Origin of the sequence: Actinoplanes utahensis, from assembly GCF_016862455.1 — a bacterium.
Lineage (GTDB): Bacteria > Actinomycetota > Actinomycetes > Mycobacteriales > Micromonosporaceae > Actinoplanes > Actinoplanes utahensis.
On sequence record NZ_BOMZ01000026.1, the window covers coordinates 80089 to 91946 of the forward strand.

Genomic DNA, 11858 nt, shown 5'->3' on the forward strand with positions numbered 1-11858 from the left:
ATCAGAGCTGGCTCAATCCTTACTGTCCGACGCAACCGGAACCGGACCGCCGAAGACCACCCCACGGGCGTCGCCGTCCAGTCCGCCGCTGAAGACGCGCGCCGCGTCGGAGTCCGCGTCCGAGTCCGGATGGGTGTCGTGCGCGTGGTGGCCGTCCGGCTGCGACGGCAGCGTGACGGCCTTCTCGACCTCGGCACGGACCTTCGGCACCGAGCTTCGCTGGTGATCCCAGATCCACGCGACCAGCCGTTCCCGCACCAGGCACCGCAGGTCCCACAGGGCGGCCGCGTCGTCCGCGCTGACCAGCGCACGCAGCCGGATCCGGCCGTCGGTGGCCTGGATGACCTGCAGGACGCAGACCTTGCCGTTCCACAGGTCGGTGTCCTCGCAGATCCGCTGCAACTCGGCCCGCACCGGCTCCACCGGGGTCGCCCAGTCGACGTCGATCTCGGCCGTGCCGAGCACCGCCGACGCGGTCCGGGTCCAGTTCTGGAACGGTTTGCTGGTGAAGTACGAGGTCGGCAGGATCAGACGCCGGTCGTCCCAGATCTGCACCACCACGTACGTCAGGGTGATCTCCTCGATCCGCCCCCACTCCTGCTCCACCACGACCACGTCGTCGACCCTTATCGCGTCGCTGAAGGCGAGCTGGATCCCGGCGAACATGTTGCCCAGCGTGCTCTGCGCGGCCAGGGCCGCGACCACGCTGATCAGACCGGCCGAGGCGACCACGCTGGCGCCGAGCGCCCGGATGTCCGGGAACGTCATCAGCATGACGCCGACGGTCAGCACCACGATGGCGGCCACCGTCACCCGGCGCAGCATCACCACCTGCGTCTTGATCCGCCGGCTCTTCAGATTGTCCGGGACGTCGGTGCGCCACCGGGCCAGCGCCATGTCCTCCAGCACCAGCAGGGTGGCGCCGACCAGCCAGGCCCCGGCGGCGATGCAGAGCAGCACCAGCACGTGCACCACGCCGGACCGGCCGGGGAAGTCACCGGCCCAGATCCGCACCGCCTGCTGCACGGCCAGCAGGGTGACCGTGGCCAGGAACGGCCGGTGCATGGTGCGTGCCAGGTCGGCGGCGAGCGGGGACCGGCGGCCGAGCCGTTTCATCACCCAGTGGACGATTTCGACGACCACGATCGCGACTCCGGCCGCGCCGGCGACCGCGAGCAGAGCTGTCATTGCGTTGGACACTGGATTACCTCCCACGGCGAGAAGCCTTGCCCGTACTCGCCCCGGGCACACCGGTGGCGGCGGATGTCAGACGAAGCTCACATCCGCCGCCAGCTCCCGGTCCGGTGTCAGATCTTGCGGTACCGGGCCTGGGCGATGCAGTAGACGCCGTAGGCGGCGATCCCGGCGGCGATCAGGCCGAGGACCCAGACGCCCCAGGAGTACCCGGCGAGGGTCTTCAGGGCCGCGTCCAGGCCGCGGGCCTTGTTCGGGTCGAAGGTCACGGCGGCGGTGACGATGAGGACACCGGCGATCGTGTACGCGACACCCTTGGCAATGTAACCGGCCACGCCCAGCTTGATGATCGGCTGACGGGTGCCGGCGGGCATCTGCTGGGTGTTCAGGTGCCGGGTGAACTTGCGCTTCCAGCCGTAGTACACCATCCCGACGCCGATGCCGACCACCACCAGGCCGATCAGGCCGACCAGCCACCGGCCGCCGGCCGAGGACAGCAGACCGGACGTCTTGTTCTCGTAGCTGTCGCCCATCGAGGCGTTCGAGCCCTGCACGATCTTGACGGCCATGTAGGCGAGGTATCCGTAGAGGACGGCGCGGACGCCGGACAGGACCCGCTCGGCCGTCGCGGTACGGTCCCGCGGGCCGCTCTCCCCGATGGCGGCCTCGAAAGCCTGCCAGATCGCCATGGCGGCCAGGCCGACGGCGATGACGATCAGCAGGGTCTTGCCGAACGACTGCCGCGCGATGGTCTGCAGAGCTCCGGACTGGTCACTCGCCTGACCGGAGCCGACACCGAAGGCGACCTGCAGCGCGATCCAGGCGAAGAGGAGGTGGATGATGCCGTAACCGATGAAGCCGCCCCGAGCCAGGAGCTCCAGGGGCTTGCTGTCGGCGGCCCGTGACGCGGTGTGCTTGACGTTCGAGGCAGCGGAGGTCATGCCCCCCAATGTGACCGGGAGCGACGATCGTCAAACTTGAGGCGTCACTGGGACACCTTCACCTTGACCGCGTCGGTCGTCACGCTCTCCAGGCTGACCTGGAGACCGCCCACGTCGACCGGCTGCTGGCCCGTGGTGAGCTGGACCTGCTGACCGGCGACCTCCAGGGTCACGGTGCTGTCGTCGGCGGAGATGAATTTCGCCTCCACGCCGAGGACGTCGACGCTGGCGTTCGTCTCCCGCTGGATGGTCACGGTGCACTGATCGAGCCCGCAGCTCACATCGTCACCACACCCGGTGAGCAGGGTGAGACCGAGGGCGGCGGAGGCGAGAGCGACGGCGATGCGGCGGGGAGCCTTAGAGATCAACACCCTTCTCACGGTACGGGGTGAAAGCAAACATAAGCTGGGAGCGTGACCGATCAACCCGTTCGGGAGAACACCGCCGAGCACCGTTTCGAACTCGTCGTGGACGGCCGGGTGGGCGCGCTCGCCACCTACCGCCTCCGCGACGGCGCCGTGCAGATCCTGCACACCGAGACCGACCCGGAGCTGCGCGGCCGCGGCCTGGCCGGCGAACTGGCCCGCCAGACCCTCGACCGGATCCGCTCCCGCGGCGACCGGGTGATCCCCTCGTGCCCGTTCTTCGCCCACTTCATCAGCGAACACCCCGAGTACGGCGACCTGGTCGCCCACTGAGGACCCCGGCCGGCCGTCACCGCCGTCTCGATGCGCCGGAGACAGCGGTGACGACCAGCCGGGTCGTGATCTAGGCGGCGATCGGCTGCGGGGCCGGTTCCGGGACGGTCACGCCGGCGATCAGTTCGGCGGCGGCGCGGCCCAGCGCCCGGGTCGCGCCGTGCGTGGCGATGTGCACCCCGCCGGTGACGGTGACCGGGATGCCCATCTCGACGACGATCGCGTCGGGCCGCACGTCGAGGACCGCGCGCAGGGCCCGCTCGATCCACGGGTGCCGGTGGATGTCGCGGACCACGAGCACCAGCGGCCGCTCCCCCACGCCGGCGAGCACCGGCGCGGCCGGGTCGGCGAGCGACTCCAGGTCGCCGGCCGAGAAGCGGACGGTGGAGGTTCCGGGCAGCAGCTCGCCGAGCGGGTCTCCGACGCCCCACGGGGTCTCGCTGCCGATGGCGATGTTGCGCGGCGGGGCGAACTCGACGACGTGCGGCGCCCCGGTGATCGGCAGGAGCGGGCCGTCGCCGGCGACGGTGACCTTCACGGCCTTGCGGGCGGCGGCGAACCCGATGGTGGAGCCCAGGACCGCCACCTCGGTGGTGGCGGCGGCGTCGGCGATGGCCCGGGCGCCGGTGGCGATCTGCGTGCGGGTGGTCCAGGCGGCCAGCTCACGGACCCGGCGTACGGCGTCGCGCAGCCGCTCCTCGGAGAGCTCGCCGGACCGGACCGCGGCGACGATGGCGTCCCGCAGGCGGATCGCGGTCTCCTCGTCGGCGTGGTCGCCGCCGACGCAGATGGCGTCGACCCCGGCGGCCAGCGCCCGGACGGTGGCGCCCTCCAGGCCGTACCGGCGGCGCACGCCCTGCATCTCGATGCCGTCGGTGACGATCAGGCCGTCGAAGCCGAACTCCTGGCGCAGCAGGCCGGTCAGGATGCGCGGGCTCAGGGTGGCCGGCAGGACCGGGTCGAAGGCCGGGACGAGCAGGTGGCCGGTCATCACGGCCCGGGCGCCGGCCGCGATCGCCGCGCGGAACGGGACCAGCTCGCAGGCTTCCAGGTCGGCCCGGCGGCGGTCGATCACCGGAACGTCGTGGTGCGAGTCGACGGCGGTGTCGCCGTGACCGGGGAAGTGCTTGGCGCAGCCGGCCACCCCGGACTCCTGGAGCCCGCGGATGAAGGCGGAGGTGTGCCGGGCCACGAGTCGCGGTTCGGAGCCGAACGCCCGTACGCCGATGACCGGGTTTCCGGGGTTGTTGTTGACGTCGGCGTCCGGGGCGTAGTCGAGGGTGATGCCGGCGTCGGCCAGCTCCCGGCCGAGGTCCCGGGCGACCGCCTCGGTGAGCTCCGGATCGTCGATCGCGCCCAGGGCCAGGTTGCCGGGGCGGGAGCTGCCGAGCCGCGACTCGAACCGGGTGACGTCGCCGGCCTCCTCGTCGATGGCCACGATCACATCGGGGTTCTCGGCCCGCAGTTGTGCGGTCAGCGCGGCCACCTGTGCGGGTGATTCCACGTTGCGGGCGAAGAGGGCGACCCCACCGAGCCCGGCGCCGAGCCACCGGCGGACCCAGTCCGGGGCGGAGGTGCCGACGAAGCCCGGCTGTAGCACCGCAGCGGCCAGTTCCGGCAATTCGCCGTGATTGGACATGAGCCCCCGTACCTCCCGTGTGTCGCCCTTGCGGCGACCTATGTTCACACCCCCCGGCGCGATTAGTCAACAAACCTTTCTATTAGCTGAGGGTGAATACCTCGTTAGGATGTGCACGTGCTCACTCCACCGCTGGCGGCTGACCTGGACTGGACCGAGATCGACTGGTCCGAGGTGCACGCCGTCCGCCTGCTCGGCGTGGCGCTCGCCGTGCTCTTCCTGATCTGGGCGATCCGTCGCATGTTCGGAGGCAAATAGGGGTACCGGGGCGGCCATGCGTATCGGATATTTCCTCTCCAGCGAGGAGTACTCGCCGGCCGAGCTCCTCGAACAGGCCAAGGGTGCCGAGCGGGCCGGATTCCAGGGCCTGTGGATCTCCGACCACTACCACCCGTGGGTCGACGCCCAGGGGCAGAGCGCCTTCGTGTGGTCGATGATCGGCGCGATCAGCCAGGCGTCGGGTCTGCCGATCACCACCGCGGTGACCTGCCCGACCGTGCGCATCCATCCGGCCGTGATCGCCCAGGCCGCCGCGACCAGCGCGGTCCTCACCGGCGGCCGCTTCCGGCTCGGTGTCGGCACCGGCGAGGCGCTCAACGAGCACATCTTCGGCGACGCGTGGCCCGAGCTCGACGTCCGGCTGGAGATGCTGGAGGAGGCGATCGAGATCATCCGTGGCCTGTGGCGGGGCGGGAACTACTCGCACCACGGCAAGCACTACACGGTGGAGAACGCCCGGATCTACACGCTGCCGGAGAAGCCGGTGGAGATCCTGGTGTCCGGCTTCGGCCCGAAGGCGATCGAGGTCGCCGGCCGGATCGGCGACGGATACGTCAGCGTGATGCCGGACGGCGAGATGGTCGATCGGTTCCGGAAGGCGGGCGGCGGGAGCAAGGTCGCCCAGGGTGGCTTCAAGGCGGCGTTCGCGGCGACCGCCGAGGAGGGCGCGCGGATCGCGTACGAGAGGTGGCCCAACGCCGGCGTCCCCGGCGAGCTGTCCCAGGTGCTGCCCACGCCGAAGCATTTCGAGCAGGCGTCCCAGCTGGTCACCCAGGACATGATCGCCGAGAGCTTCGTCTGCGGCAACGACCCGGAGAAGCACCTCGAGATGATCAAAAAGTACGCGGACGCCGGCTTCGACGAGATCTACGTCGCCAACACCGGCCCGCACTACCAGGGTCTCTTCGACCTGTACTCCCGCGAGATCCTGCCGAAGCTCTGATGAAGCTGCCCATCTACGGCCCGCGCCTGCGCCGGATCGCCCGCAATCACTTCGGCTGGCGCTCGCTGCGCCCCGGCCAGTTCAAACCGATGCGCGCGGTGCTGCGCCGCAAGGACGCCCTCGTGGTGCTGCCGACCGGCGCCGGGAAGTCGGCGATCTACCAGATCCCGGCGGTGCTGCTGCCCGGTCCCACGGTGGTCGTCTCGCCGCTGCTCGCCCTCCAGCAGGACCAGATCGCCGCCCTCAACGAGCACGGCGACCCGAAGACCCGCGCGGTCCGGGTCAGCTCCGCCGAGACGCCCGCCCAGCAGCGCGAGGCGATCGCGGCGATCCGCAACGGCGAGGCCGAGTTCCTCTTCATCACCCCGGAACAGCTCAGCGACCCGGAACGGCTGGCCGAGGTGCGCGCCCTCAGACCCGGCCTGGTCGCCGTCGACGAGGCGCACTGCATCTCCGCCTGGGGCCACGACTTCCGCCCCGACTATCTCGCGCTCGGCGACATGATCAAGCAGATCGGCCGGCCTCCGATCCTGGCGCTGACCGCCACCGCGTCCCCGCCGGTCCGCGAGGACATCATCGCCCGGCTGCGCCTCAACAAGCCCGAGATCCACGTGTCCGGGCTGGACCGGCGCAACCTGTTCCTCGAGGTCGCGTACTGCCCCGACGACAACTACCGGTGGCGCAAGCTGACCACGATGCTGGACCAGGAGCGGCGGCCCGGCATCATCTACGTCGCCACCCGGCGCGCCGCCGAGGAACTCGCCGAGCGCCTCACCGACGCCGGTTACCCGGCCTCGTTCTACCACGGTGGCATGGCCGCCGGCCTGCGTGAGGAACGGCATCAGGCGTTCAGCGACGACAAGGTCGACATCATGGTGGCGACCTCGGCGTTCGGCATGGGCATCGACAAGCCCAACATCCGCTGGGTCGCCCACGTCGCGCTGCCCGACTCCCCGGACAGCTACTTCCAGGAGATCGGCCGCGCCGGCCGCGACGGTGAGCCGGCCCGCGCGCTGCTGCTCTGGCGCTCCGAGGACGAGGCCATCCAGCGGTTCTTCCAGGGCGGCTCGCCGTCCGAGGAGGAGCTCCAGGAGCTGGCCGGTGAGCTGCACAAGGGCCCCGCCAGCAAGACCGCGCTGCAGAAGACCACCGGGCTCGGGCCGCGCAAGCTCGGCCAGTACCTCAACCTGCTGGAACAGGTCGGCGCGGTACGGCCCGGCGCGGGTCACCAGCTGACGGTCCCGGCGCGCGCGCCGCTTCCGGCCGCCGCGGCTGCCGCCGCCCTCGCGGAATACGAACGTCAGCAGACCGTCGTGAAGTCGCGCACCGACATGATGCGAGCCTTCGCCCAGTCCCGGCAGTGCCGCACCGAGACGCTGCTGGCCTACTTCGGCGAGGACCTGAGGAAGCCGTGCGGCCACTGCGACAACTGCGCCGACGGCACCGCCCACGAGATCGCCGCCGCCGAGGCGGAGGGCCCGTTCCCGGTGCACAGCCAGGTCCGCCACGGCGAGTGGGGCACCGGCATGGTGATGAACTACGAGGAGGAACGGATGACGGTCCTCTTCGACTCGGTCGGTTACAAGACCCTGTCGGTGCCGGTCGTGGTCGAACAGAACCTGCTCGTCCCGGCGTGATCACCGGCGGCCGGTGGTCAGCTCAGCGCCTTCTCGGCCTTCGTCAGGGCGCGACGGGCCACGTCCTCGGTCACCGCCGTGTCGATCACGCCGGTCGCGGTCTGCACCAGCGTGATCACCACACCACCCCGGCGCACCAGCACCATGTCCAAGTTCACGGTGGTGCCGGAGACCTCCGCGGTCACCCGGTGGGCGACGGTCTCGTCGGCGAGCTTCGGGAAGGACAGCGCGGTCATGTACATGTCGAAGGTGGTGCCGCCGTCGGTCTTCGTGGTCAGTTTCGGGCACGCGGCGACCCCCTTGGCGTAGCCGGCCACCAGGTCCCGGGCGCCGCTCTCATTCAGGGTCATGATGGTCTCGTCCAGGCTGGTGCCGGCCGGGGACTTGAAATCCGCGTCGAGCTGCTCCACTCCGGCGGCCTTCTTGACCACGGCGGCGAACTCCGGGCACTCGGCGTAATTCTCCGAGGCGTCCTCGGGCGCGGAGCCGTCGTCCGGCTCGGCGCTCCACCCGGTCGGCAGGTCGGCCACCGTCAGCAGCGCGGCCTTCACCTGATCGGCCGAATACGACCCGGCCCCCGGCTGCGCGGGGGCGGCCCCGGTGGACTGGCCGACCGTGCCGGCCCCGGTGGGCTGGCCGACCGTGCCGGCCCGGTCCTCGCCGTCCGCGCCGCAGCCGGCCAGCGCGGCGATCGTCAGTACAGCCGTCGTCATGCAGAGCCTTGCGCGCACGCTTCCCCCGAAAATCCGCCGCGATAGGAAATCGGCGGTCATCTTAGCGCTGAAACAGGGCGAACAGGTGATACGCCCGAATCTTTCGCCGAGCCGGATTCCGCTATGGACAGTATCGTTCGATCGAGGAGTGACTGTATGTGGCACGGCTGTGCCAGCATGCGTTCGTCACCGGCGTACGGGGGATGGAGAACATGGTGGCCGAAACCGGGAAACGCCGACCACCCTTGTGGGCTCGGCTGTGTGTGGCCTTCGGGGTGGTGCTGCTGCTGGCCGGCATCGGCACGGTGGTGGCCGGCCGAGCGCTGGTCGGCCGGTACACCGACGCCGTCACCGACAACACCCTGCTCGAGGACATCGACGTCAACGGGAACGCCGCGGTGGCCGCCGAGCCGGACCCGGACATCGACGGCCCGCTGAACCTGCTGCTGGTCGGCATCGACCCGCGCGACAACCAGACCGCGCCGCTGGCCGACTCGATCATCGTGGCGCACATCCCGCGGGACCGGCACAGCGCCTACCTCTTCTCCATGCCGCGGGACCTGCGCGTGGAGATCCCGGCCTTCGACAAGTCGAAGACCGGGGAGCAGACCGACAAGATCAACGCCGCGATGTCGCTCGGCAGCCGGCTGGGCGGCAACAGGTACAGCGTCCCGCAGGGCTTCCAGCTGCTGGCGAAGACCGTCGGCAACGTCACCGGGATCAAGAAGTTCGACGCCGCGGCGATCGTCAACTTCGGCGGTTTCAAGAAGATCGTCGAGGCGATGGGCGGCGTCGAGATGGTCATCGACATGGACGTGAAGTCCGAGCACCTCAAGCCGGACGGCAGCCCCCGCGACCGCAAACCCGGATGTCAGACGCATCACAACTGCTCCCGGCCGTACACCGGGCCGCAGCGGTTCTACCAGAAGAGCGACAAACCGGTGCAGCTGAAGGCGTGGGAGGCCCTCGACTACGTCCGCCAGCGGTACGGCAACGCCGGCACCGCGATGGACGACTACGACCGGCAGCGGCATCAGCAGCAGTTCATCAAGGCGATGGCGAAGCAGGCGATGAGCCGGGACGTGGTCACCAACCCGGCCAAGCTGCTCGACGTGATGGAGGCGGCCGGCGACTCGCTCACCTTCTCCGGCGGCGACCACTCCATCGTGGAATGGGCGCTCGAGCTGAAAAGCCTGAACGTGGACGACATGGTCACCGTGAAACTGCCGGCCGAAGGCATCAACAGCGGCGGCTACCAGGGCGAGCGGCTGCTGCCCGAGGCGGCCGGCTTCTTCCAGGCCGTCCGGGAGGACCGGTTGCGGTCCTTCCTGCTCGACCATCCCGAGTTCATCAGCAAGGGGAAATGACCGCCCATCCGGCCGTCGACGCCGTGGTGCGGGAGATCGCCGAGCGCACCGCGGCACGCGACGTCGCCGGCACCGCACGGCTCCGGCTGCGGGTGGCGTACCTGTTGCGCGACGCCGGCCGGTGGGAGGACGCGACCGAGGCGGCCGAGGCGGCGGTGCGCGCCCTGGATCGGGCCGGCCTCGGCGAGACCGCGATGACCGCTCGTCACCTGCTGCTGGAGCTGTACGGGCGGGTGCCCGGGCAGCAGCAGGAGACGATCGCCCTGCTCGACGAGATGCTGGCGTCGCCGTACCTGCGGGAGCCTCGGCCACCTCGCGCCGCCGTTCTGGAACGCGCCGCGACGACGAGCGGGCGCCGGGACCCGGTGGCGATGCTGCTGGAGGCCGCCGACATCCACCGGGCGGCCGGTGACCGGGGGGCGGAGGCGCGGGCCGTGCTGGACGCTCTCGGCAGGGTCGGCCAACCGCCGGCGGACTGGCCGGCGCTGGTGTCCCGGGTGGACGGTCTGATCGACGCCGGCCTGGTCGAGGAGCGGTCGCTGCGCTCGGTGCAGGCCGAGCTGTGCCGGCTGGAGGGGTACGGCGGCCGGCTGGAGCAGGCACTGGAACGGGCCCGCCGCCACCCCGGTGATCACGGCGAGCTGCGGATCCGGGAGGCGTTCCTGCTGCTCGGGCTGGGCCGTCATGCCGAGGCCGAGGCGCTGGCCCGGCCGTGGGCCACCGACGAGGCGGACGACCTGTTCTGGGAGGCGTGCGTGATCGTCGTCGGGAGCCTGCGGGCCCGCGGTCGGGAGGACGACGCCGTCGCCTTCCTGGGCGCTCACGGCCTGACCCTCGCCGACATGCACGACGTTCACCTGGACTGACCGGCCACCGGCCGGGTCTCAGCCGGCGACGGCTCTGCGGAAGGCCTCCACGGCCAGGCCCGAGACGGCACGGCCGTGACCGAAGACGGCGTGGTCGAACTCCAGGTCGGCGAGACGGGCCAGGCTCTGACCGGCCCGGGCCGGGTCGGCGGTGAACATGTGCGGCGGGCCGCTGACCTTGCCGCGGCGGCTGCCGGCGGCGTCACCGGCGAAGAGGATGCCGCCGGCCCGGTCCAGCAGGTAGGAGACGTGCCCGCGGGTGTGGCCCGGTGTGTGCAGGGCGGTGAACCCGGGCAGCGGCTCGGCGCCGTCGGTGGTGATCAGCTGGTCGACCTTGGTGGTCTCGACCGTGCCGACCAGGCGGGCGGCCAGCTTCGCGAGCCGGCCCACGGGCGGGGAAGGCGGGATGTGACCGGCGATCCACGGAACCTCGGCGGCGTGCGCGACGACCCGGGCGCCGGTTCGTCTCCGCAGGTCGGCGAGGCTCCCCACATGATCGGCGTGATGGTGGGTGACCAGGATCGTGGTCACCTCGCCGAGGGCCCGGCCGATGCCCTTCAGGCCGCGCTCGATCAACGGCGAGCGGCCGGGCAGCCCGGTGTCGATCAGGACCACACCGTCGTCGGTGACGACCACGTGCACGTTGACATAACCCAGGCGGAGCTCGAAGACCCCGTCGACCACCTCTCGCACGACGATCATTCTGTCAGGTGAGAAGAAGGGGTACGGGCCAGGCAGCGCGACGACCGCAACCGGACCGTCCCGTGGCCCCCGCGCGGGGTGGCTGCCCGGTCACGGCCGAAGCGCGGGCTGCGGGCCGGATGCGATGGTCCCGGTCACCCCACCCGTCCCCCCGGCCTCGTCACCCACGGCGGGCGCGGAATGCCCGCGACGTCGTGGACCGGCGGAGGCGGCGAACAGGCGAATGATCTTCACAGGATGCAACGGCGGCCGGAAGGGGTAGGTAAGAATGCTGTCGCCAACGAATGGAAGGACAGCGGAGTGACGGATCAACCGCTCTATGCCGAACTGGGATTCACCGATGCCGAGTGGGGGCTGCTGACCGGGTTGCCGCAGTCGGTGCTCACCGCGGCGAGCGCCGCCAGCCCCGACAGCGCCCGCAAGACCCGGGCCGAGAGCGCGGCGGGACTGGACCGGATCTCGGACGCCCGCGCGTCGGCGAGCCCGCTGGTCGCGGCAATCGCGCGGACCGCGGTGGCGGAGGCCGGGGACCCGGAGATCGGTGAGGAGGCGCCGGTGATCCAGCCCAGCGACCCGGCCGGGTACGCCGCGGACGTGGTGGGCCGGGCCGCCGAGGTGTCGGCGCTGCTGGCGGCGAAGGCCTCGCCGGCCGACGCCGAGACCTACAAGCACTGGCTGGTGGAGATCGCCGACGAGGTGGTGGGCGCGGCCTCCACCGGCGGCCTGCTGGGCATCGGCGGCGAGACCGTCACCGAGAGCGAGCGCACGTTCCGCGACGACCTGGCCAAGGCCCTCGCGAGCTGACCCACCCCGGCTGGTCCTCAGTGCCGTCTCGCGTCCCCGGAGACAGCACTGAGGACCAGCCGCATCGGTCCCGGA

At 71.0% G+C, this 11858-nt stretch carries 13 protein-coding genes; 7 read left to right on the forward strand and 6 right to left on the reverse strand.

The window, feature by feature from the left end; all coding sequences use genetic code 11:
* Window positions 1–12 precede the first annotated feature (12 nt).
* From Aut01nite_RS08015 to Aut01nite_RS08025, 3 genes are all read right to left on the reverse strand, one after another.
* Window positions 13–1188, reverse strand: coding sequence for a mechanosensitive ion channel family protein (locus tag Aut01nite_RS08015; RefSeq protein ID WP_083999108.1), 1176 nt, complete (start codon window positions 1186–1188; stop codon window positions 13–15).
* 119 nt (window positions 1189–1307) lie between these two features.
* Window positions 1308–2135, reverse strand: a complete 828-nt coding sequence (locus Aut01nite_RS08020) for a DUF1206 domain-containing protein (RefSeq protein ID WP_043525936.1) — start codon at window positions 2133–2135, stop codon at window positions 1308–1310.
* A 44-nt stretch (window positions 2136–2179) separates the two neighbouring features.
* A complete protein-coding gene (locus Aut01nite_RS08025) occupies window positions 2180–2506 on the reverse strand; it encodes a hypothetical protein (protein WP_083999110.1) in 327 nt (108 codons plus the stop codon).
* Window positions 2507–2548: 42 nt separating this feature from the next.
* On the opposite strand from Aut01nite_RS08025, the gene Aut01nite_RS08030 reads away from it, so the two are divergent.
* Window positions 2549–2833 (forward strand): GNAT family N-acetyltransferase, encoded by a 285-nt coding sequence (locus Aut01nite_RS08030; protein ID WP_043525940.1) that lies wholly within the window; start codon window positions 2549–2551, stop codon window positions 2831–2833.
* A gap of 70 nt (window positions 2834–2903) precedes the next feature.
* Here Aut01nite_RS08030 and Aut01nite_RS08035 read toward each other — a convergent pair whose 3' ends face one another.
* On the reverse strand, window positions 2904–4472 hold the full coding sequence (locus tag Aut01nite_RS08035; protein WP_043525941.1) for a glycoside hydrolase family 3 protein: 1569 nt from the start codon (window positions 4470–4472) through the stop codon (window positions 2904–2906).
* A gap of 117 nt (window positions 4473–4589) precedes the next feature.
* On the opposite strand from Aut01nite_RS08035, the gene Aut01nite_RS08040 reads away from it, so the two are divergent.
* From Aut01nite_RS08040 to Aut01nite_RS08050, 3 genes are read left to right on the forward strand one after another with little or no spacing between them, the layout of a single operon-like run.
* Window positions 4590–4730 (forward strand): hypothetical protein, encoded by a 141-nt coding sequence (locus Aut01nite_RS08040; RefSeq protein ID WP_173476690.1) that lies wholly within the window; start codon window positions 4590–4592, stop codon window positions 4728–4730.
* Between the two features lie 16 nt (window positions 4731–4746).
* Window positions 4747–5694, forward strand: a complete 948-nt coding sequence (locus tag Aut01nite_RS08045; RefSeq protein ID WP_043525943.1) for a TIGR03557 family F420-dependent LLM class oxidoreductase — start codon at window positions 4747–4749, stop codon at window positions 5692–5694.
* A complete protein-coding gene (locus tag Aut01nite_RS08050) occupies window positions 5694–7331 on the forward strand; it encodes a RecQ family ATP-dependent DNA helicase (protein WP_043525945.1) in 1638 nt (545 codons plus the stop codon). The genes Aut01nite_RS08045 and Aut01nite_RS08050 overlap by 1 nt, the downstream gene beginning before the upstream one ends.
* A 17-nt stretch (window positions 7332–7348) precedes the next feature.
* Here Aut01nite_RS08050 and Aut01nite_RS08055 read toward each other — a convergent pair whose 3' ends face one another.
* Window positions 7349–8044 carry a hypothetical protein gene (locus tag Aut01nite_RS08055; RefSeq protein WP_043525947.1) on the reverse strand — a complete coding sequence of 232 codons (696 nt, stop codon included), beginning with the start codon at window positions 8042–8044 and terminating at the stop codon, window positions 7349–7351.
* Window positions 8045–8247: 203 nt separating this feature from the next.
* On the opposite strand from Aut01nite_RS08055, the gene Aut01nite_RS08060 reads away from it, so the two are divergent.
* Entirely contained in the window at window positions 8248–9411 is a 1164-nt protein-coding gene (locus Aut01nite_RS08060) for an LCP family protein (RefSeq protein WP_052163852.1), read from the forward strand.
* Window positions 9408–10277 (forward strand): hypothetical protein, encoded by an 870-nt coding sequence (locus Aut01nite_RS08065; RefSeq protein ID WP_043525950.1) that lies wholly within the window; start codon window positions 9408–9410, stop codon window positions 10275–10277. Before Aut01nite_RS08060 ends, Aut01nite_RS08065 begins: the two co-directional genes overlap by 4 nt.
* 18 nt (window positions 10278–10295) lie before the next feature.
* Here Aut01nite_RS08065 and Aut01nite_RS08070 read toward each other — a convergent pair whose 3' ends face one another.
* Window positions 10296–10979: an MBL fold metallo-hydrolase gene (locus Aut01nite_RS08070; RefSeq protein WP_052163838.1), complete on the reverse strand. Its 684-nt coding sequence runs from the start codon at window positions 10977–10979 to the stop codon at window positions 10296–10298.
* Window positions 10980–11279: 300 nt separating this feature from the next.
* On the opposite strand from Aut01nite_RS08070, the gene Aut01nite_RS08075 reads away from it, so the two are divergent.
* Complete coding sequence (locus tag Aut01nite_RS08075; RefSeq protein WP_043525953.1) at window positions 11280–11783, forward strand: hypothetical protein; 504 nt, start codon at window positions 11280–11282, stop codon at window positions 11781–11783.
* Window positions 11784–11858: the final 75 nt, after the last annotated feature.

Excerpts from the sequence above, each read along its gene's own strand:
- Aut01nite_RS08015 (WP_083999108.1), bottom strand. The coding sequence starts at position 1,188 with ATGACAGCTCTGCTCGCGGTCGCCGGCGCGGCCGGAGTCGCGATCGTG.
- Aut01nite_RS08020 (WP_043525936.1), bottom strand. The coding sequence starts at position 2,135 with ATGACCTCCGCTGCCTCGAACGTCAAGCACACCGCGTCACGGGCCGCC.
- Aut01nite_RS08035 (WP_043525941.1), bottom strand. The coding sequence starts at position 4,472 with ATGTCCAATCACGGCGAATTGCCGGAACTGGCCGCTGCGGTGCTACAG.
- Aut01nite_RS08045 (WP_043525943.1), top strand. The coding sequence starts at position 4,747 with ATGCGTATCGGATATTTCCTCTCCAGCGAGGAGTACTCGCCGGCCGAG.
- Aut01nite_RS08050 (WP_043525945.1), top strand. The coding sequence starts at position 5,694 with ATGAAGCTGCCCATCTACGGCCCGCGCCTGCGCCGGATCGCCCGCAAT.
- Aut01nite_RS08055 (WP_043525947.1), bottom strand. The coding sequence starts at position 8,044 with ATGACGACGGCTGTACTGACGATCGCCGCGCTGGCCGGCTGCGGCGCG.
- Aut01nite_RS08060 (WP_052163852.1), top strand. The coding sequence starts at position 8,248 with ATGGAGAACATGGTGGCCGAAACCGGGAAACGCCGACCACCCTTGTGG.
- Aut01nite_RS08065 (WP_043525950.1), top strand. The coding sequence starts at position 9,408 with ATGACCGCCCATCCGGCCGTCGACGCCGTGGTGCGGGAGATCGCCGAG.
- Aut01nite_RS08070 (WP_052163838.1), bottom strand. The coding sequence starts at position 10,979 with ATGATCGTCGTGCGAGAGGTGGTCGACGGGGTCTTCGAGCTCCGCCTG.